Source organism: Bradyrhizobium vignae (assembly GCF_004114425.1).
Lineage (GTDB): Bacteria > Pseudomonadota > Alphaproteobacteria > Rhizobiales > Xanthobacteraceae > Bradyrhizobium > Bradyrhizobium vignae.
In genome coordinates, this window is record NZ_RDQF01000035.1 from 23129 (window position 1) to 42942 (window position 19814).

The following is a 19814-nucleotide window of genomic DNA, read 5'->3' on the forward strand; positions in this document are numbered from 1 at the left end:
CTCGACCAAAGTCCCCCGGTTGATGTCGTTCGATTCCGAGACGATGAATTCAGCGATAAGCCGCTACATCCTCGAAACAAATCATGAACGGACACTATATGTTCGATATGTGTTCCGCAACTGCTTAATTTACGGTGAACGGGGCAAATCTCGCGGAATGCGTGTGCCGTGCAGCTCAGACGGGGAGCCGCAGCACCTCGCAAGGCGTGCCGGCCTCGGCCTTCGGCGCGAACGGCGCGCGTACGAGAAGTACCTGTGCCGCAGCGAGATTCGCAAGCAGAGAGGAGTCCTGATGGCGGACGGGAAGGGCGACGAGCGTGCCGTCGCCGCGCAGTTCCAGTCGCGCACGCAGATAATCCTCGCGCTGGTCATTGGCCCCGAGATCGCGGCCCAGCACGGCGCATTCGCGGCGATGATGAATCACCGAACGGCCTGACAGGGCGCGAATCAGCGGCACCATGAACAGGAAGGCGCACACGTATGATGACACGGGATTGCCGGGCAGGCCGATCACGCGCATGGCGCCGAGCCGTCCGTGCATCATCGGCTTGCCGGGCCGAATCGCGATCTTCCAGAACGCCATCGAGATGCCTTCGCCCTTCAGCGCCTGCTGAACCAGATCGTGATCACCGACCGATGCGCCACCGGTCGTGATCAGGATGTCGGCGCCGCTCTCGCGAGCGCGGCGGATGCCGGCGGAAGTGGCCTCCAGCGTGTCGGCGGCAACGCCGAGATCGATGGTCTCGGCGCCCTCGCTGCGGGCGAGCGCGTGCAGGGCATAGCCATTGGAATAGACGATCTGGCCGCGACCGGGCGCGGTGCCCGGCATCACCAGCTCATCGCCGGTGGCAAGGATCGCGACCCTCGGACGGCGGCAGACGGCGAGCTGCGGATGATTCATCGCAGCGGCGAGCGCGAGATCGCGCTCGGTGAGACGGGTTCCTTTGCGCAGCAGCACGTCGCCCTCGCGGAAGTCGACGCCGGCGGGACGAATGTGCCGTCCGGGAATCGCGGCTTCCTTGATCATGATGTGCTTGCCGTCGGCGACCGTGTCCTCCTGGATCACGACCGCATCGGCGCCGTCGGGAATAACGCCGCCGGTAAAGATCCGCACCGCTTCGCCGACGCCGACCGTTCCCGCGAACGGACGGCCCGCTGCGGCTTCGCCGATCACCGCCAGTCTGGAATCGATCGTTGCCGCGTCTGCCGCGCGCACGGCATAGCCGTCCATCGCCGACATCGCTTCCGGCGGCTGCGTGCGCCGCGCCGCGACGTCCCGCGCGAGCACGCGATGGTAGGCGGCGTCGAGGGCGACCGTCTCCTCGGCCAGCGGCTCTGTGCCTGCGAGCACGGCGGCAAGCGCGTCGGATACCGGCATCAGGGCCACGGCGAACTCCCGCAACAAATCGAACAAATCGAAGGACTCGGTCGGCAAAGTTCTAGCCGAGCGGAGGGGCTGAAGCAAAAGACCTCCTCAACCCGGCGAAAAGCCACACTTCCTTTCCGCACTGGCTGTCGATGACAAAACTGCTCGAAAAGGCACTTCAAGCCGTGCGGCGGCTTCCTGCGGATAGCCAGGACGAGATTGCGTGTTCGATATTGGCTTTGATCCTGACGTCGAAGCCCCGTTCCGCCGCTTCGAGCGAAGAGGCGCAGGTTCACGGAACGCGCGACCCACGATCTGATTAGCATTGCCGATTATGTTAGGGAGCACAGCCCGTAAGGCGCGTTGCGATCCTTGAATCGCTTCAACCGGCTGGACGAAAAGGCTGGCGAAATCGTCATTCTCACGATTCAGCATCCCGCACGGGAACGCGAGCACTCGGATGCCTAAGGTGGCTCAAGTCCGCCGCGGCATGATCCGGAAGGCGAGGCAGACCGGCACGAGGACGGCCATGGCGAGCACGAGGAGGACGAGCGCCACGGCCAGCATCGGTCAACGCTCCGTCGGATCGTCCGGACTGACGTCCGCGACGTCGGGCGCCCTGGGACCTTGATCCTTGTCGGGCAGCGGATCGGCCTGGGATTTCAGGTCGGCGGCCTTGCTGATCAGCTTGGCGGAGAGGTCAGAATCCGAGGTGGTTCTGGCGAATTCGAGCAGGAGCGAGGCTTGCTTGGTGAGATAGGTCTTGCCCAGCACGTCGATCAGTCCAATGTAGAAGTCCCAACGGACTCATGAGTCCGATGGGTGGTATTCCGTTCCCGGAACTCTGTATAAAAATGCACAAAGTGATTGGGTTCCTCATCGCGTGCAATTTAGTTTCGGGAACTGAGCACGAACCGGGCCTCCCGCGGCTCAGATACCCAGCGCTTTCAATGCGTTTCCGACGTCACGCGGCGAGGTGACATGCACGGTCTTCAAGCCGCGCGCCCGCGCTCCCTCGACGTTCTCGGCGAGGTCGTCGAAAAAGACAATGCGATCCGCCGGCACCCCGATCGCCGCCACGACGTGATCGAAAGCCTCCGCGTCCGGTTTGCGCAGTCCGATGCTGGACGACAAATACAGCTCGCGGAAATGGCCGAGCAGGCCGGCGTATTCTTTCGAGAAATAGTCCACATGCGGCCGATTGGTGTTGGAGAAGGCGTAGAGCGGCATCTGCTTCGCCGCGCGCGGCAGCAGCTCGGCGATATCTGGCATCTCACCGGCGAAGATCGCGTTCCAGCCTTCCAGGAACTGCGCGTCCGAGATGCCGATTCCGAGCGAGGCACGCAGCGAGGCGAAATAGTCCGCGTCGCTGATCTTGCCCATCTCGTGCAGCCGGTAGGCCTCGTCACGCACATAGCGCGCGACGATGGCCTCGGGCCGGCAGCCCGCATGTCCCGCCCAGCAGGCGATCGCCTTGGAGAAGTCGATGTCGAGCACCACGCGCCCGAGGTCGAACAGCAGCGCATCGGCGCTGCCGGGAGAGAGTGATGTCATTGCGTCCTTTTCACTTCAATATCGGCAACTCAGTAGCGATAGGGCTCATGGTCGAACAGCGGGAACGCGCTGAACACGCCGGGTGCGTTGGTGGCGGTCGCCGGATGCAGGCAGGATTTATCGATCTCGGCGAATGAGGTGGCGCCCAAGAGGCCAAGGCAGCGCAGCGCCTCGTCCTCCAGCAGCTCCAGCATTCGCGCGACGCCGCCTTCGCCGGCGGCCGCCAGCGCCCAGCACTGCAGCCGGCCGATGCCGACGAGGTCCGCGCCCGCCGCGATTGCCTTGACGATGTCGGTGCCGCGGCAAAAGCCGCCGTCGACCATGATCTTGGCGCGGCCCTTCACGGCATCGACGATCTCCGGCAGCACATGCATGGCGCCACGGCCGTGGTCGAGCTGGCGGCCGCCATGGTTCGAGACGTAGATCCATTCGACACCGTGCTCGAGCGCGATCTGCGCGTCCTCGGCGGTGGCGATGCCCTTCAGGATCAGAGGGATCTTGAACTTGTCCTTGATCATCTTGACGGTCCGCCACTCCAAGCCCTTCTGGAAATCGCCTCCGGTGGCGCGCAGGCGGCTCTCGCGCACATAGCGCTTGGCGATGTCACGTTCGCGACGGCTGTAATGCGCGGTGTCGACGGTCAGGCAGAAGGCGGCATAAGCGTTCTTTTCGGCCCGGCTGACGACATCGGCGACGAAGGCATCGTCGCCGCGGACATAGAGCTGATAGAGCCGCAGCGCGTCGGGCGCAGCCTCGGCGGTCTTCTCCAGGCCGGGCTCGGACACCGAGCTCAGCATGTGCGCCGCGCCGAAGGTGCCGGCGGCGCGCGCGACGCTTGCCGCGCCATCCGGATCGAAGATCTCGAGCGCGCCGACCGGGGCGAGCACCACCGGCAGGCGCATCCTGCGGCCGAGCTGCTCGACGGAACCATCGACCTTGCGGACGTCGCGCAACACGCGTGGCCGGAAGGCGATCTCGTCAAGCGCCATGCGGTTGCGCCGCATCGTGGTCTCGGTCTCGGCCGCTCCGACGATGTAGTCCCAGGCATTCTGGTTGAGGTTGGCGCGCGCCTTCCGGATGAACTCGTGCAGGTTCTGGAACGGCTCGTTGCTGGCGCCGAGTTCGACGTTCCGTTCCGGCCGGATGCGGGGCGCTTCATTCATTGTTGTCCTCCCGAGAATTTGAAGTCTTGTCGCCATCGCCTATCGCGTCCAGCCCTCCAAAACCATCCTAAAATCGCATAGCTGTGAGGCGCGGGCGGCCGACCGGTTTCCGCTTTGCGCGAAACAGTTTCGGAACGTTGCCAAAAGTTTAGGCCAAGGCGAAGGGATTTCTTCGGCGCGGCCGCTAGCGCGGCATCCGGCCTTGAAGAAACCGGAATGGTATTGTGAGAAGCGGGCTGGATCGCCATTTGCATGGCGCCCCCCAGCCCCAAGAGAACCGCCAAGCAAAAGGCTAGCCCATCCATGCGGAAAACCCTGCTGTTCCCCCTGGGCGCGCTCACTGGAGCGTGTCTGACCCTTCTGGTAGCCAGCCCGCACAGCGGAGTATGGGCGGCACGGGCGGCGGCGAGCGCGGATGATGCCTACTCCCAGCTCAATCTGTTCGGCGCGGTGTTCGAGCGCGTCAAGGCCAGCTATGTCGAGAAGCCCGACAATGCCAAGCTGATCGAGGGTGCGATCACCGGCATGGTGACCTCGCTCGATCCGCATTCACGCTACATGAACGCCAAGGCCTGGACCGAGATGCAGGAGACCACCTCCGGCGAGTTCGGCGGCCTCGGCATCGAGGTCACGATGGAGGACGGCCTCGTCAAGGTCGTCTCGCCGATCGACGATACGCCGGCCTCGAAGGCCGGCATCATGTCCGGCGACCTCATCAGCAAGATCGACGGCGAGGCCGTGCTGGGTATGACGCTCGAGCAGGCGGTCAACAAGATGAAGGGACCGGTCGACACCAAGACCAAGCTCACCATCGTGCGCAAGGGCGCGGACGCCCCGCTCGACGTCGCAATCACGCGCGAGATCATCCATGTGCGCCCCGTGCGCTTCCACGTCGAGAACGGCGACATCGGCTATATCCGCGTCACCTCGTTCAACGAACAGACCACCGACGGCCTGAAGAAGGCGATCGCCTCGATCTCCAAGCAGGTCGCCCAGGAGAAGCTCGTCGGCTACGTGCTTGATCTGCGCAACAATCCGGGCGGGCTGCTCGACCAGGCCGTGTCGGTGTCGAGCGCCTTCCTGCAGCGTGGGGAGGTCGTGTCGACCCGCGGCCGCAATCCGGAAGAGACCCAGCGCTTCACCGCGCATGGCGGCGATCTCACCAAGGGCAAGCCGCTCGTGGTGCTGATCAATGGCGGCTCGGCCTCGGCCTCGGAGATCGTGTCTGGCGCGCTTCACGACCACAAGCGCGCGACGCTGATCGGCACGCGCTCGTTCGGCAAGGGCTCGGTGCAGACCATCATTCCGCTCGGCGCCGGCAATGGCGCGCTGGCGCTGACCACGGCGCGCTACTACACGCCGTCGGGCCGTTCGATCCAGGCCCAGGGCATCGCGCCCGACATCGAGATCCTCCAGGACGTGCCGCCCGAGCTGAAGGGCCGGATGGACACCATGGCTGAATCCCAGATGCGCGGGCATTTGCAGGCCGCCGACGGCACCGAGCAGACTGGATCGCAGTCCTATGTCCCGCCGGAAGAGAAGGACGACAAGGCGCTGCACGCGGCCTATGACTTCCTGCACGGCGTCACCGCGAATGCGGTCGCCGCCAAGCGCGCGACGAAGGCTGCGGTTCCGAATTAAATCCGACGACCTCCAGATATGGATCGCCCGGGAGTGGATCACCGCTTCCGGGCGAATTCGTTTGGGGACGCGGTCTCGAACACCTAACCGGCCTCGCGGCGGCGACCCTCGCTGCCTTCGCGTCGCGCGAGCCGGCTGCGATGCAGCGCGAATAGCTCCAGCATCTTGTCGGCCGGCTTGGCGGCGCTGAACAGATAGCCCTGCATCTCGGCGCAGCCGAGCGTGCGAAGCAGGCGCCGCTGCTCCTCGGTCTCGACACCCTCGGCCGTGGTGGTCATGCGGCGGGCAGCCGCCAGATTGACGACGGCCTGGACGATGCTGGCGGAGCCGTCGGGGCGGGCGATGTCGTCGACGAAGCAGCGGTCGATCTTGATCTTGTCGAAGGGGAAGCGGTGCAGATAGCTCAGGGATGAGTAGCCGGTGCCGAAATCGTCGAGCGCGATGCGCACGCCGATGGCACGAAGCTGGTGCAGGATCGCGAGCGCGGCATCGTCGTCGCGGATCAGGACCGCCTCGGTGATCTCGAGCTCGAGCCGGCTCGCCGGCAGGTTCGACGCGGCGAGCGCGGCCATGATCTTCAGCGCCAGCGTGCCGCTCTTGAACTGCACCGGCGAGACGTTGACGGCGAGGCGGATGTCGTCGGGCCAACCCGCCGCGTCCCGGCACGCGGTCGCCAGCACCCATTCGCCGATCTCGTTGATCAGGCCGGTGTCCTCGGCGATCGGGATGAATTCGGCCGGCGAGATCATGCCGCGCTCGGGATGGCGCCAGCGCACCAGCGCTTCGCAGCCGGTGATGCGGTCGTCCTTGAGGCCGAGGCAGGGCTGGTAATACACCTCGAGTCCGCCTTCGCGCCCCCCTTGGGCAATGGCGTGGCGCAGGTCGCTCTCGAGCTGGCGCCGCTCGCGAACCTTGGCGTCCATGTCCGGCTCGAAGAAGCGGAAGGTACGCCGCCCGGTCGACTTGGCCGCGTACATCGCCATGTCTGCGTTCTTGAGGATCTGGTCCAGCATTGTTCCGTGTTCCGGCGCGAGCGCAATGCCGATGCTGGCGTCGGTGGTGAGATGATGGCCCATGCAGTCGAACGGCGTGCGGATGGCTTCGAAGACCCGCGCGACGAGCTCGTTGACCTGGTCCAGCGACGTCGCCGCGCTCTGTACTATGGCGAATTCGTCGCCGCCGAGTCGCGCCACGAAGTCCGCCGGGCCGGCACAGCGGCGAAGGTTCGCCGCGACCGATTTCAATAGCTCGTCGCCGACGAGATGGCCGAGCGCGTCGTTGACGCTCTTGAATTCGTCGATATCGATGTAGTGCACCGCGATCTGTTCGCCGTCGCCGACCGCAGCCAGCTGATGGCGCAGATGCTCGTGAAACATGGCGCGGTTGGGCAGGTCCGTCAGCGCGTCATAATGAGCGAGGTGGGTGATGCGCTCCTCGATGCGGCGGCGCTCGGTGATGTCTTCATGGGTCGCGACCCAGCCGCCATCAGCGAGCGGTTCGTTGAGGATGTGGATCGAGCGGCCGTCGGAAGTGTCGATCACCATTGAATTACGGACATGGATGTCCTTCAGCACGAGCGCGACGTAAGCGTCGACGTCGCCCGCGAACGAGCCGGTTGCCTTGCAATGGGCGATGGTGTCGTGGAAGCTGGAGCCGGGCTTTACGATCTCGGCCGACAATCCATACATCTCGATGTAGCGCTGGTTACAGACCACGAGCCGCTGCTCGGCGTCGAACAGCAACAGGCCTTGGGTCATGTTGTTGACGGCGCGGTCGAGCCGCTGCTTTTCCAGCGTGAGCCGCTCGCGCGAAAGGCGGTGCTGCTCCAGCAGCTTGCGAACGATCGCGATCAGCAGGCCTGCGATGGCGAGCGCTGACGAGGCGGCAACCGAGATCAGGATGCCGATCTGCTCGCGCCAGTCCGTCAGGGCCGCCGCGCGCGTCGTGGTGGCCATCATCAGGATCGGGAAATGGGGCAGGGCGCGCGAGGAGATCAGCCGGTCCTCTCCGTCGACAGGGCTTACGAAACGGCCGGCGAAGTGATCGAGCCCGAACACCCTCTGGAGCTCGAACGCGCCGCTTTTGAAATTCCGCCCCATCAATTCGCTGGAATGGGGATAACGGGCGAGCAGCGTGCCGTCCCGATGCAGCATCGAGATCGTCGCGCCTTCGCCGAGCACGACGGAGGCGAAGAATTTTTCGAAGTTGGCGGGCTCGATTCCGCGCCCGACGATACCGAGGAACTCGCCGCTTGGCCCGACGATCTTCCGGGCCACCAGAATGGTCCATGCGCCGGAGATGCGGCTATGCAACGGCTCGATCAGGACATCAGGCGCATTGGGATCATACTTGAAGGAGCGAAAATAGGCGCGGTCGGCCATCTTGACCCCGGGAACCGGCCATGCCGTCGACGAATTGATCAGATTGCCTTCGGCATCGATGATGTTGACACCGCCGATATAGGGCAGCGCCTCGATCTTCGACCGCAGCATCCGGTGGACGTCCTCGCCCGAGAGGCGCTTGCGAAAGTCTTCCGCGGTCGTGATTCCGGTCGTGCGGACGTGGTCGACGAAGTCCTTCTGGATGACCGCGAAATCCTGCAATTGCTGGTCGAAATGGTGAGCGAGCAGCAGCACCGTGTTTTCCAGCTCGCGGCCGGAGTTGCGCAGCGCGCGCTCGCGGAAGTTCTGTGCCATCAGCGTTGCGCCAACGGCGATCGCGGCGATCAGGAAGATCCCGCCCACCACCAGCCAGCGGATCGGCCCGCTGCGCGTGAGCACGGCCTGGTCGACGAGGCGGTTGCGGAATTTGGTCATGATCTCGATCGCTGTCGTACACACGCCAGGATCAATTCTTGAGCCCGGGCACATCCGTTGGTTTACGGGAACGGCGTGGAGGTAAAGTTAGGAAGCGTGGTTAACGCAGGATGAAGGCGCGCGCACATGCAAACGATGCGCGGCACGGCGAGATGCAGCAATTCCCCGAGTGTGCCGTGGTCTCGATCCCTGCCGGTCGTCGCAACGCAACCGGTGCTTAACCATCTCACGTGCGCGCTCAATGACGCGCTCGCGCCGTTTCCATTGCGGGTGGCGGCACGCGCCGGGCGCGGCGCGCTGCTGTCGGCAGCGCGCGAGGATGCGCTTGCCGCCTGCGATCAGACGCGATAATGGCCCGACTTGCCGCCGAGCTTCTCGACGAGATGGATGCCTTCTATGTGCACGCCGCGTTCGACCGCCTTGATCATGTCGTAGATGGTCAGGCAGGCAACCGAGACTGCGGTCAGGGCCTCCATCTCGACGCCGGTCGGGCCCGTGACCTTCACGCTGGCGCGAACGAGGCAGCCCGGCAGTTTTGCGTCCGGCTCGATGTCGACCGTCACCTTCGACAGCGCGAGGGGATGGCAGAGCGGGATCAGCTCGGAAGTGCGCTTGGCGGCCATGATGCCGGCGATGCGCGCGGTGCCGAGCACGTCACCCTTCTTGGCATTGCCGGAAACGATCAGGTCGAGCGTTGCCTTGGTCATGACGACGCGGCCTTCCGCGACCGCAAGCCGCTCGGTCGCGGGCTTGTCCGAGACGTCGACCATCCGCGCCTCGCCGGAGGCGCCGATATGGGTGAGCGCGGGACCGGCGTTGGATTTGGCCGTCCTCGTCGTGCCTGGCTTCTTGGCTGGCTTGCGCGCCATGTCAGCGCGTGCCCGTCGCGCGCGCCGTCGTCTCGCGCGCGAGCAGCGCGCGCGTCGCCGCGGTGACGTCGGCCTGCCGCATCAGGCTCTCGCCGACCAGGAAGGTCGACATGCCGACGCGCTCGAGCCGGGCGAGATCTTCGGGCGTGAAGATGCCGCTCTCGCCGACCATCAGCCGGTCGCCGGGGATGAGCGGCGCCAGGGCCTCGCTGGTCGCGAGCGTGGTCTCGAAGGTGCGCAGATTGCGGTTGTTGACGCCGATCATCGGCGACCGCAGCTTCAGCGCCCGGTCGAGCTCGGCGCGGTCGTGGATCTCGATCAGCACGTCCATGCCATAGGCGATGGCAGCCTCTTCGATATCCCTGGCAGCGGCATCATCGAGCGCCGCCATGATGATCAGGATGCAGTCGGCGCCGTGCGCGCGCGCCTCGACCACCTGATAGGTATCGAACATGAAATCCTTGCGCAGCACCGGCAGTGACGTTGCCGCGCGCGCCGCCACCATGAAGTCGAGATGGCCCTGGAACGACGGCGTGTCGGTCAGCACCGAAAGGCAGGCTGCGCCACCCGCCTCATAGGCTTTTGCGAGTGCCGGCGGGTCGAAATCGGCGCGAATGAGACCCTTGGAGGGCGAGGCCTTCTTGATCTCGGCGATCAACGCATAGTCGCCATCGGCATGCTTGCTCTTGATCGCTCGCAGGAAACCACGCGGCGCGGAGGCGGCCTTGGCTTGCGCCTCCACGGCGGAGAGCGGACGCGTCCGCTTCGCTGCCGCGATCTCCTCGCGCTTGTAGGTCTCGATCTTGGTCAGGATGTCGGACATGCGCAATTCAGCCGTTGGAGACCGTGACCAGGTGCTTCAGCTTCGCGTTGGCCGCGCCGCTGTCGATGGAGGCGGCGCCGATCGCGATGCCTTCCTTGAGGTCCTTGGCGCGGCCGGCCACGACCAGTGCGGCGGCGGCGTTGATCAGCGCCACGTCGCGATAGGGGCTCGGCTTGCCGTCGAGCACGCTTTGCAATGCGATCGCATTGGCGTCGGCGTCGCCGCCCCTGAGCGCACCGGCCTCGCAACGCGAGAGCCCGGCTTCCTCCGGCGTCACCTCGAAATTCCGGATCTCGCCATTGTGGAGCGCGGAGACGAAGGTCGGGCCGGTGAGGGTGATCTCGTCCAGACCGTCGGAGCCGTGCACCACCCAGGCGGATTCCGAGCCGAGGTTCTTGAGCACCTGCGCCAGCGGCTGCACCCATTGCCTTGAAAACACGCCGACCATCTGTCGCTTCACGCCGGCCGGGTTGGACAGGGGCCCAAGCAGGTTGAAGATCGTGCGGGTCGCGAGCTCGACCCGGGTCGGGCCGACGTTCTTCATGGCGGGATGGTGGGCGGGGGCGAACATGAAGCCGATGCCGCATTCGCGCACGCAGCGTCCGACCTGCTCCGGCTTGAGATCGATCTTCACCCCAAGCGATGCCAGCACGTCGGCGGCGCCCGAGCGCGAGGACAGCGCGCGGTTGCCGTGCTTGGCCACCGGCACGCCGGCGCCCGAGACGATGAAGGCGGCGCAGGTCGAGACGTTGACCGAGCCGGAGCCGTCGCCGCCGGTGCCGACGATGTCGACGGCGTCGGACGGCGCCGTCACGGTCAGCATCTTGGAGCGCATCGCCGCAACAGCGCCGGTGATCTCGTCCACGGTCTCGCCGCGCACCCGCAGCGCCATCAAGAGGCCGCCCATCTGCGAGGGCGTAGCCTCGCCACTCATCATGGCATCGAAGGCGGAAGCGGCTTCGTCACGCGACAGGCTGGCGCCGGTCGCCACTTTTCCAATGATAGATTTCAGGTCGTCCATCGCGTGCTTTCAACTCACTGGTTCGCGCCGGTCACCTGCGCGAAGGCGGCCTGATTAATGGTGGTCCCGATGTCGGTTTCAAGCTTGTTGACGTAGGATGCGACCTGCTCCTCGGTCTGGGCCCGGTCGAGGCTCTCCTTCAGCTTCTTGACAGCATCGGAGGCAAAGTCGACCGCGGGGTCGACGATGTCGGTGACGCGGAAGACGATCACCTCGCTGCCGCCGCTCACGGGCGTCTGTCCGACGCCGTCCTTGGCGGCACGGAACGCGGCCGACACGATGGTGGCGGGCACGCCGGCGGGCGTATCGTCGCGCTTGAAGCCGGTCGCGGTCTCGACCTTGGCGCCGGCCGCTGCCGCTTCATCCGCGAGCTTGCCGCCCGCTTCGAGCTTCTGCACCATCTCGGTCGCCGTGGCCTTCAGCTTGGTCGCGATCTGGTCCTGGCGCCAGCGTGCCTCGACCTGGTCGCGGACCTCGTCGAGATTGCGGTCGCGCGAGGGCGTGATGGCGAGCACGTCGTACCAGACATAGCCGCCCTTGAAGGAGATCGGGTCGTTGTCGACGCCGACATCGGTGTTGAAGGCCTGCGACACCACGTCGAGACCCTGCGGGATGTTGGCGACCGGTTGGCCGTTCGGGGCGCGGCCGGAGCGGTCGACGGCGTCGATGGTCACGGCGGTGAGGCCGAGCTTCTGTGCCGCGTCGATCACGCTGGCGCCGCCGCCGCGCTCGTCTTCCATCTTGTCGCGGAGATCGGCGACCTTGACGCGCGCGCGCTCGGTCGCGATCTCGCGCTTGATGTCGCCGGCGAGGCTGGCGTAGTCCGCCTCCTTGCCCGGCTCGATCTTGTCGACCCTGACGATGGACGTGCCGAGAGCGCCCTGGATCGGTTGGCTGATCTCACCGGCCGGAAGCGTGAAGGCGGCATCGCCAACCGCGGGGTCGAGCGAAGACTTGGTGACGAGGCCAAGGTCGACGTCGGAGGCGCTCAGCCCGCGTTCCTTGCCGAGATCCTCGAACGACGTCCCGCCGACGAGGCGCTCGCGTGCGGCTTGCGCTTCGGCAACGTTCGGAAACACGATCTGCTGGATCTGTCGCTTCTCCGGCGTGCCAAGCCGGTCCTTGCGCTGCTCGAATACCTTCTTGGCGTCCTCGTCGGAAACCTCGGTCCACTTGCCGATCTCTTCCGGTGAGATCACGACGAAGGCGATCTTGCGGTATTCGGGCGCGCGGAACTGGACCTTGTGATCCTCGAAATAGGTGGCCAGGGCTTCGGGCGAGGGCGCCTCGATGGTGCCTGCCTGTGCAGCGTCGAGCTTGACGAATTCAATGGTACGCTGCTCGTTCTGGTACCGCGTCAGGACGTCGATCATTGCCTTCGGCGGCTCGATGCCCGCGCCGATCGTGCCGGTGATCTGGCGGCGAAGCGACACCTTGCGCTGCTCGGCGACATAACGCGGTTCGGTGTAGCCAAAATTGCGGATCACGGCCTGGAAGCGGTTCGCATCGAAGTTGCCGCCGACGCCCTTGAAGTTGGGATCGTTCATGATGACTTGGCGGATCTGGTCATCGGACTGGCCGAGCCCGAGCCGGCGCGCCTCTTCGTCGAGGGCGGCTTCCGCGATGGTCTGCTGGAGGACCTGGCGGTCGAGGCCGAAGGCCCGCGCCTGGTCCGGCGTCAGCGGACGGCCGAACTGGCGGCTGATCTGCTGCAGGCGGTCGGTGTAGATCTGCCGGAACTCGTTCAGCGAAATCTCGGTGTGGCCGATCTTGGCGACCGTGGACTGCCCGAAGCCGCGGAAGATGTCGGCGATGCCCCAAATGCCGAAACTGATGATCAACACGCCCATCACCACGGCCATAATGGTCTTGCCGAGCCAGTTCGATGAGGCCTTGCGCATTCCTCGGAGCATTTGGTCCAACTTGTCTGGTCAGGAGGGAACGGGAGCGCGTCTTAATGCAGATTCCGCAAAAGCGCGTCACCAAATTGATAGATCATCATAAAGTGGCGGCTTTCCCCCCGCAACCTTGCCACGGGTCCCCCTTGAGACCTGCGGTTAAAGGCCTCTAGGTCTGGAACTGCCGCGACAGCTCTGCTAGCGCATGCACAAACCTCATTTTGCTGGACATTGACATGACCGACGCCATCCGACCGCTGATCGCCGGCAATTGGAAAATGAACGGCCTGAAGGCCCAGGCTGCCGAATTCGACGCCATGCTCGACGGTGCGGCAGACGTGGCCGGCAAGGCCGACTTGTTGGTTTGCCCGCCGGGGACCCTCGTTGCGGCGTTCGCCGAGAGGGCACGTGGCAGGAAGGTCGCGGTGGGAGCGCAGGATTGCCACCCCAAGGCCTCAGGTGCCCATACCGGCGATGTTGCCGCCGAAATGCTGGTGGATGCGGGCGCAACCGCCATCATCGTCGGCCATTCCGAGCGCCGCGCCGACCACGGCGAGGGGGATGCGCTGATCCGGCAGAAGGCCGAGGCCGCCTGGCGCGCCGGGGCGACGGCGATCGTCTGCATCGGCGAGACGCAAGGCCAGCGGGACGCCGGCCAGACCCTGGACATCGTGCGCGGCCAGCTTGACGGTTCTCTGCCTGACAGCTCGACCGCAGCCAATCTGGTCGTGGCCTATGAGCCGGTCTGGGCGATCGGCACCGGGCTGACCCCCACAGCCAAGGATGTCGAGCAGATTCATGGCTTTATCCGGGAACTCCTGATCTCCCGGTTCAAAGCCGAGGGAGCGAAGATGCGAATCCTCTATGGCGGCTCGGTCAAGCCCTCGAATGCGGCCGAGCTGATGGCGGTGAAAAACGTCAACGGCGCGCTGGTCGGTGGCGCCAGCCTGAAGGCGGCCGATTTCCTTGCGATCGCCAAAGGCTGTCCCTAGCTAATCCAATGCGTTGATCCCGACCCGATCGGGGGTGGCAATACCCCTCCCGATCGTGTAACACCGCGCAACTTCAGGAAAACCCGCGAAGCGCGATCGGCCGCCGTCAGGCGCCGCCCGCTTGTGACGGAAGGATATCATGCAGACCGTTGTCATCGTCATTCACCTCATGATCGTCGCTGTCATGATCGGTGCCGTGCTGCTCCAGAAGTCGGAAGGCGGCGGCCTCGGCATGGGCGGCGGCGCGGGCTTCATGTCGAGCCGCGGCACGGCGAACCTTCTGACGCGGACCACCGCGATCCTGGCCGTCGGGTTCTTCCTCACCAGCCTGTTCCTGTCCTGGTATGCGGGCTACGACCGCAAGCCGTCGTCGATCATCGGCCAGCCGGCGCAGACCCAGCCAACCGGTGGTTCGCCGGTCGCGCCGCCAACCTCGGGCGGCATCCTGGATTCGCTCAAGAAGGCCGACGAGCAGCAGCAGGCCCCGGCCCCGAGCGGCCCGCAGGTACCGCGCTCGCAATAAAGCAGGGGGGCCATGCAGGGCGGCCGCTACCGTCCTGCATCAAAAATCCCCATCAAGGCACTGTCACCACTCTTAGTTTTGGCTCACCCACAGGCCCGCAAAATCTTTGGGGCGGAATACGAATCGCTTTGGCGAATCGAATTCGAGGGATTAGAGGTTAAGTCCCATGGCGCGGTACATATTCATCACCGGCGGCGTGGTTTCCTCGCTCGGCAAGGGTCTGGCTTCGGCGGCACTGGGTGCTCTGTTGCAGGCCCGGGGCTACAAGGTTCGCCTCCGCAAGCTCGACCCCTATCTCAACCTCGATCCCGGAACGATGTCGCCGTATCAGCACGGCGAAGTGTTCGTGACCGACGACGGCGCGGAGACCGACCTCGATCTCGGTCACTACGAGCGCTTCACCGGCCGGCCGGCGACCAAGGCCGACAACATCACCACCGGGCGCATCTACCAGGACATCATCACCAAGGAGCGCCGCGGCGATTATCTCGGCGCGACCATCCAGGTGGTTCCGCACGTCACCAACGCGATCAAGGAATTCGTCCTCGACGGCAATGACGGCTACGACTTCGTGCTGGTGGAGATCGGCGGCACCGTCGGTGACATCGAGGGCCTGCCGTTCTTCGAGGCGATCCGCCAGCTCAAGAACGAGCTGCCGCGCGATCACGCCGTCTACATCCATCTGACGCTGCTGCCCTACATTCCGAGCGCCGGCGAATTGAAGACCAAGCCGACACAGCACTCGGTCAAGGAGCTGCGCTCGATCGGCATCCAGCCGGACATCCTGCTCTGCCGCACCGATCGCGCGATCCCGAAGGAAGAACGGCGCAAGCTCGGGCTGTTCTGCAACGTGCGCGAAAGCGCCGTGATCGAGGCGCGCGACGTCGACAACATCTATGCGGTGCCCGAGGCCTATCACAATGCGGGCCTCGACGATGAAGTGCTCGCCGCCTTCGGCATCGCCTCGCGGATTCCGCCGGAGCTGCGCAGCTGGCAAGAGATCAACGAGCGCATCCGCAACCCCGAGGGCAACGTCACCATCGCCATCGTCGGCAAATACACCGGCATGAAGGATGCGTATAAGTCGCTGATCGAGGCGCTCTCGCATGGCGGCATCGCCAACAAGGTGAAGGTCAACCTCGACTGGATCGAGAGCGAGATCTTCGAAAAGGAAGATCCGGCGCCGTTCCTCGAGCACGTCAACGGCATCCTGGTGCCCGGCGGTTTCGGTCAGCGCGGCGCCGAAGGCAAGATCAAGGCGGCGCAGTTCGCGCGTGAGCGCGACGTGCCGTATTTCGGCATCTGCTTCGGCATGCAGATGGCGGTGATCGAGGCTGCGCGAAACCTCGTCGGCATCGAGGACGCCAACTCCACCGAGTTCGGCCCGACCAAGGAACCCTTGGTCGGTCTGATGACGGAATGGCTGCGCGGCAACGAGCTCGAGAAGCGCTCGCAGGCCGGCGACCTCGGCGGCACGATGCGCCTCGGCGCCTATCCGGCAACGCTCAACCGCGGCAGCCGCGTCTCGCAGGTCTATGGCGGCGCGACCGAGATCTCCGAGCGTCACCGCCATCGCTACGAAGTCAACACCGCCTACAAGGATCGCCTCGAGCAGCACGGGCTGAAATTCTCGGGCCTGTCGCCCGACGGCGTGCTGCCTGAAATCGTCGAGTACGAGGATCATCCCTGGTTCATCGGGGTCCAGTTCCATCCCGAGCTGAAGTCGCGCCCCTTCGAGCCGCATCCGCTGTTCGCCTCGTTCATTCAGGCGGCGGTGGTGCAGTCGCGGCTGGTCTGACGGCTCAGCGCGCGGCGGAATAGTCGCGCGCGTGATGCATCGGCCCCAACGGGGCCCGCGCTGACGGTTCAGGCGCAACCGATCCCGTGATCAGCTTCATCTGTGGTCGCCGCGTCAGCCTGTAGACGGCCGCGGGCGGCACGTTCAGCAAGGCGCGATCCACCAGCCTTGCGCGCAGGCCCAGCCGGTCGAGCACGGGCCGCGGTACCGGGCAGCTCATGCCATAGGTGAACTGGTAGAAGGCGCCGCCGGGGCGGACATAGCTGAACGCGCCGCTGAGGATCGAGATGACCTTGCGCCTGCTCATGTTGAGCAGCGGCAGGCCGCTCACGACCGCGCCGACGGGGGCGCCGTCATAGAGGCGGTCGGTCGTCAGCCGCGCCGCGTCCATCCACAGCACGCGTGCGCCGGGAAAGCGCAGTTGCAGGAGCTTCATGAAGTCGGAGCCGTATTCGACCAGCGTGAGATCCTGCGGCCGCACGCCGCGTTTGAGCAGCTTGTAGGTGAAGGCGCCGGTGCCGGGCCCAAGCTCGAGAATCGGCCCCGTCGATGCGCTGATCTCGCGCGTGATGAGATCGGCGAGCGCCGCACTCGATGGTGCGACAGCGCCGACCCGACGCGGGGACGACATCCAGGACAGGAAGAAGGAAAGGAAATCGTTGGGCATGCGCACTCCGGCATCTTGGTTTGCACCTGCTGAGATCACAGGTGAGACGGATGCAGTGTTGCGGAGGCGCATTGCGACAGCATTGCGCCGCTAGAGGCGCATGCGGATTGAATCAACTCTGTCGGACCGGCGGCAACGTCATCCGGAAACAGGCGCCGCCCTCCGCTCCGTCCGGCACCGAAACGTGGCCGCCATGCAGCTGCACGATCTCGCGCACCATGTTGAGGCCGAGGCCGGCACCGCGATCGAGCGGCGCGAGCCGATAGAACGGCTCGAAGATCTGCTCGCGCTGATCGGCGGGAATGCCGGCGCCTTCATCGGTGACCTCGATATTTGCGGGCCTGCCGACGCGAATCCCGATCGTGCCGCGGCGAGGACCGTGCTGGATCGCATTCTGCACGAGATTGGTCAGTGCGCGCTCCAGGGCCGCCGCATCGCCGATCGTCTCGACCGGTGTCGAGGGCGCATCGAGCGCCAGCTCGTAGCCGGCGGCAATCGCCAGCGGCGCTAGGTCGGCGGCGACGCTTTGCGCAACGGCAACCAGATTGACGCGCGTGAAGGGATGGCCGCAGCGGTCGAGCCGCTGGATATCGAGCAATTGCTCGGCAAGAGTAGCCAGCCGCGCCGCATCCTCCAGCAGGCGATTCTTGTCCGGCCCAGGGGCAAGTGACTCCAGGCGCGTGTTCAGGATTGCGATCGGCGTGCGCAGCTCATGTGCGGCGTCCGCGACGAAGCGCTTGTGGCGGGCATAGCCCTGGTCGAGCCGGGCCAGCGCGTCGTTGATCGCGGTCACGAGGGGCACGACTTCGAGCGGAATCCGCTCCACCGGGAGCCGCGCGCCGCGTTGGTGGATGTCGATGCGCCGCGCCTCGTCCGCCGCGATATCGAGTCCTCCGAAGGCGCGCCGCACGATCATCGGCGTCGCGATGAACGTCGCCGTTCCCATCAGGAGCAGGCCGGGCAGGGCGATGCCGAGGAACGCAAGGGACGTCATGAACAGCGCCTTGGCGCCGGTCAGGCGTCCTTGTGTCGCCGTGATGACCTGCACGTTGCCCGCATCAGTGTCGACCCGCTTCATGCGCGCCGCCGGCTTGCGCGGATCGTCCTCGAACAACTGCCAACCGAGCCGCGCCTGGCTGATCCGGTCGAGACCTCCGCCGATCGCGGCGAATTCGGCCGGCACGGCGCCTTCGGTGAGGGAGCGTCCCTCCCGGTCGCGTACCAGGAACCAGAGGTCGGGTGTCTCGCTGCGCAACTGCTGCAGTTCGGCCGTTGGCCGCAAGGCCAATCCACCTTGCGCATCGCGCGTGAGCGCACGCTGGACGACATCGATGACGCGGTCCTCATCGCGCGGCGCCAGCACGAAGCCGGAGGCGCAAAGCCCGGTGAGAACGACTGCAAGCAGCGCGACGAGGATGACCGCCTGAAGCGAGAGCAGGCGCCAGCTTAGCCGCGAGCGTAGGCAATAGGGATCGTCGTGTTTGCTCATGGCAACTTCTTGAGGAGATAGCCGACGCCGCGAATGCCGTGGATCTCGATACCCGCGTCGGCTTCCGCGAGCTTTCGCCGCAGCCGCGAGACATGCGTGTCGAGTGCGTTGGACTGGATCTCGTCGTCGAAATTGTAGACCGCCTCTTCCAGCGCCGAGCGCAGCACGGTCCGGCCCATGCGGCGAAGCAACGCTTCGAGCACCAGGAGCTCGCGGCGGGGCAACTCGAACGGCTCGCCGTCGATGCTGGCTTCGCGATGGCCGACATCGAACGCGAGGCGGCCGGCACGGATGATTTCGGGGGAGAGGCCCGCAGGCCGCCGCAGCACTGCACGCAGCCGCGCCAGCAGCTCCTCGACTGCAAACGGTTTTGCCAGATAGTCATCGGCGCCGCCGTCGAGGCCGGCGATGCGGTCGGCGAGCTCCCCGCGCGCAGTCAGGACGATGATGGGCACGCCGTCGGCACGCGCGCGGAGCTTGGGGATCAAGGCGAGGCCATCGCCGTCAGGAAGCTGGCGGTCGAGCAGGACGGCGGCATGGACGTCGGCGGAAATGGCTTCCTCCGCCTCGGCGAGCGTCGGAGCATGATCCACCACCATGTCATAGCGCTTCAGCGCCGAAGCCAGCGCGCCGGCCATTTCCGCTTCATCCTCGACCAGCAAAATCCGCATGTAAGGGCACCTGAACCGCATCTGACGCCTTTGTAGCGGCCCGATCATTGCGGCAGCATTGCGGGAGTCCGGCCCTGCGGCGGAAGCTCAAGCCATGCGCAGAACGCCACAGGGGCGGACGGGCAGGGCTCAAGACACCGTCGGGACCAACCGCTATAACCGCCGGACCTGTTCAGGGAGGCCGTGAATGATCTACGAAATGCGCGTCTACCGCTGCGTCCCCGGTCGCCTGCCGGCGCTCTTGAAGCGGTTCGAGACCGCCACGCTGAAGATCTGGGAGAAGCACGGCATCAAGCAGGCCGGCTTCTTCACGACGCTGATCGGTGAATCCAACCAGGAGCTGACCTATTTCCTGGCCTGGGACTCGCTCGCCGAGCGCGAGAAGAAGTGGGGCGCGTTCATGACCGACCCGGACTGGCTCGAGGCGCGGGCGAAATCGGAAGCGGACGGCCAGATCGTGGGCAACATCGTCAGCCAGATCCTGGCGCCGACCGCCTTCTCGGCGGTGAAGTAGCGATCACTG

At 65.4% G+C, this 19814-nt stretch carries 18 protein-coding genes; 6 read left to right on the plus strand and 12 right to left on the minus strand.

Annotated elements, in window-relative coordinates:
• Nucleotides 1–175: 175 nt before the first annotated feature.
• The 4 genes from EAV90_RS25460 to EAV90_RS25475 all read right to left on the minus strand — a co-directional run bounded on the left by EAV90_RS25460 (nt 176) and on the right by EAV90_RS25475 (nt 4083).
• Complete coding sequence (locus tag EAV90_RS25460) at nt 176–1387, minus strand: molybdopterin molybdotransferase MoeA (RefSeq protein ID WP_122406647.1); 1212 nt, start codon at nt 1385–1387, stop codon at nt 176–178.
• A gap of 549 nt (nt 1388–1936) precedes the next feature.
• The gene (locus EAV90_RS25465) at nt 1937–2140 is read right to left on the minus strand and encodes a hypothetical protein (protein WP_122403076.1); all 204 of its coding nucleotides are present in this window, start codon (nt 2138–2140) and stop codon (nt 1937–1939) included.
• 156 nt (nt 2141–2296) lie between these two features.
• Complete coding sequence (locus EAV90_RS25470; protein ID WP_122403077.1) at nt 2297–2920, minus strand: HAD family hydrolase; 624 nt, start codon at nt 2918–2920, stop codon at nt 2297–2299.
• Between the two features lie 29 nt (nt 2921–2949).
• A complete protein-coding gene (locus tag EAV90_RS25475; protein WP_122403078.1) occupies nt 2950–4083 on the minus strand; it encodes an alpha-hydroxy acid oxidase in 1134 nt (377 codons plus the stop codon).
• A 303-nt stretch (nt 4084–4386) separates the two neighbouring features.
• Between EAV90_RS25475 and EAV90_RS25480 the strand changes: the two genes are divergently transcribed.
• Nucleotides 4387–5724, plus strand: a complete 1338-nt coding sequence (locus EAV90_RS25480; RefSeq protein ID WP_122403079.1) for a S41 family peptidase — start codon at nt 4387–4389, stop codon at nt 5722–5724.
• A gap of 83 nt (nt 5725–5807) precedes the next feature.
• Here EAV90_RS25480 and EAV90_RS25485 read toward each other — a convergent pair whose 3' ends face one another.
• Nucleotides 5808–8543 carry a bifunctional diguanylate cyclase/phosphodiesterase gene (locus tag EAV90_RS25485; RefSeq protein ID WP_162500594.1) on the minus strand — a complete coding sequence of 912 codons (2736 nt, stop codon included), beginning with the start codon at nt 8541–8543 and terminating at the stop codon, nt 5808–5810.
• Nucleotides 8544–8666: 123 nt separating this feature from the next.
• Here EAV90_RS25485 and EAV90_RS25490 point away from each other — a divergent pair, with 123 nt between their 5' ends.
• Nucleotides 8667–8891: a hypothetical protein gene (locus EAV90_RS25490; protein ID WP_129145027.1), complete on the plus strand. Its 225-nt coding sequence runs from the start codon at nt 8667–8669 to the stop codon at nt 8889–8891.
• Here EAV90_RS25490 and moaC read toward each other — a convergent pair.
• The 4 genes from moaC to EAV90_RS25510 are packed head-to-tail and all read right to left on the minus strand — an operon-like array spanning nt 8879 to nt 13166.
• Nucleotides 8879–9409, minus strand: coding sequence for a cyclic pyranopterin monophosphate synthase MoaC (gene moaC, locus EAV90_RS25495; protein ID WP_122403081.1), 531 nt, complete (start codon nt 9407–9409; stop codon nt 8879–8881). The two genes, EAV90_RS25490 and moaC, sit on opposite strands and share 13 nt — an antisense overlap.
• A gap of 1 nt (nt 9410) precedes the next feature.
• Entirely contained in the window at nt 9411–10232 is an 822-nt protein-coding gene (gene trpC, locus EAV90_RS25500; protein WP_122403082.1) for an indole-3-glycerol phosphate synthase TrpC, read from the minus strand.
• A 7-nt stretch (nt 10233–10239) separates the two neighbouring features.
• The gene (gene trpD, locus EAV90_RS25505; protein WP_122403083.1) at nt 10240–11253 is read right to left on the minus strand and encodes an anthranilate phosphoribosyltransferase; all 1014 of its coding nucleotides are present in this window, start codon (nt 11251–11253) and stop codon (nt 10240–10242) included.
• Nucleotides 11254–11267: 14 nt separating this feature from the next.
• A complete protein-coding gene (locus tag EAV90_RS25510) occupies nt 11268–13166 on the minus strand; it encodes a SurA N-terminal domain-containing protein (RefSeq protein ID WP_122403084.1) in 1899 nt (632 codons plus the stop codon).
• Between the two features lie 221 nt (nt 13167–13387).
• Between EAV90_RS25510 and tpiA the strand changes: the two genes are divergently transcribed.
• The 3 genes from tpiA (at nt 13388) to pyrG (ending at nt 16464) form a co-directional block, all read left to right on the plus strand.
• Nucleotides 13388–14143: a triose-phosphate isomerase gene (tpiA, locus tag EAV90_RS25515; RefSeq protein WP_122403085.1), complete on the plus strand. Its 756-nt coding sequence runs from the start codon at nt 13388–13390 to the stop codon at nt 14141–14143.
• A 139-nt stretch (nt 14144–14282) separates the two neighbouring features.
• A complete protein-coding gene (secG, locus tag EAV90_RS25520; RefSeq protein WP_122403086.1) occupies nt 14283–14666 on the plus strand; it encodes a preprotein translocase subunit SecG in 384 nt (127 codons plus the stop codon).
• A gap of 166 nt (nt 14667–14832) precedes the next feature.
• Complete coding sequence (gene pyrG / locus EAV90_RS25525; RefSeq protein ID WP_122403087.1) at nt 14833–16464, plus strand: CTP synthase; 1632 nt, start codon at nt 14833–14835, stop codon at nt 16462–16464.
• 4 nt (nt 16465–16468) lie between these two features.
• On the opposite strand, the gene EAV90_RS25530 is transcribed toward pyrG, so the two are convergent.
• From EAV90_RS25530 to EAV90_RS25540, 3 genes are all read right to left on the minus strand, one after another.
• A complete protein-coding gene (locus tag EAV90_RS25530) occupies nt 16469–17131 on the minus strand; it encodes a class I SAM-dependent methyltransferase (RefSeq protein ID WP_162500263.1) in 663 nt (220 codons plus the stop codon).
• 112 nt (nt 17132–17243) lie between these two features.
• Complete coding sequence (locus EAV90_RS25535; RefSeq protein ID WP_122403089.1) at nt 17244–18620, minus strand: sensor histidine kinase; 1377 nt, start codon at nt 18618–18620, stop codon at nt 17244–17246.
• Nucleotides 18617–19291: a response regulator gene (locus EAV90_RS25540; protein ID WP_122403090.1), complete on the minus strand. Its 675-nt coding sequence runs from the start codon at nt 19289–19291 to the stop codon at nt 18617–18619. Before EAV90_RS25540 ends, EAV90_RS25535 begins: the two co-directional genes overlap by 4 nt.
• Before the next feature lie 187 nt (nt 19292–19478).
• Here EAV90_RS25540 and EAV90_RS25545 point away from each other — a divergent pair, with 187 nt between their 5' ends.
• Nucleotides 19479–19805 (plus strand): NIPSNAP family protein, encoded by a 327-nt coding sequence (locus tag EAV90_RS25545; RefSeq protein ID WP_122403091.1) that lies wholly within the window; start codon nt 19479–19481, stop codon nt 19803–19805.
• The last annotated feature ends 9 nt before the right edge of the window (nt 19806–19814 follow it).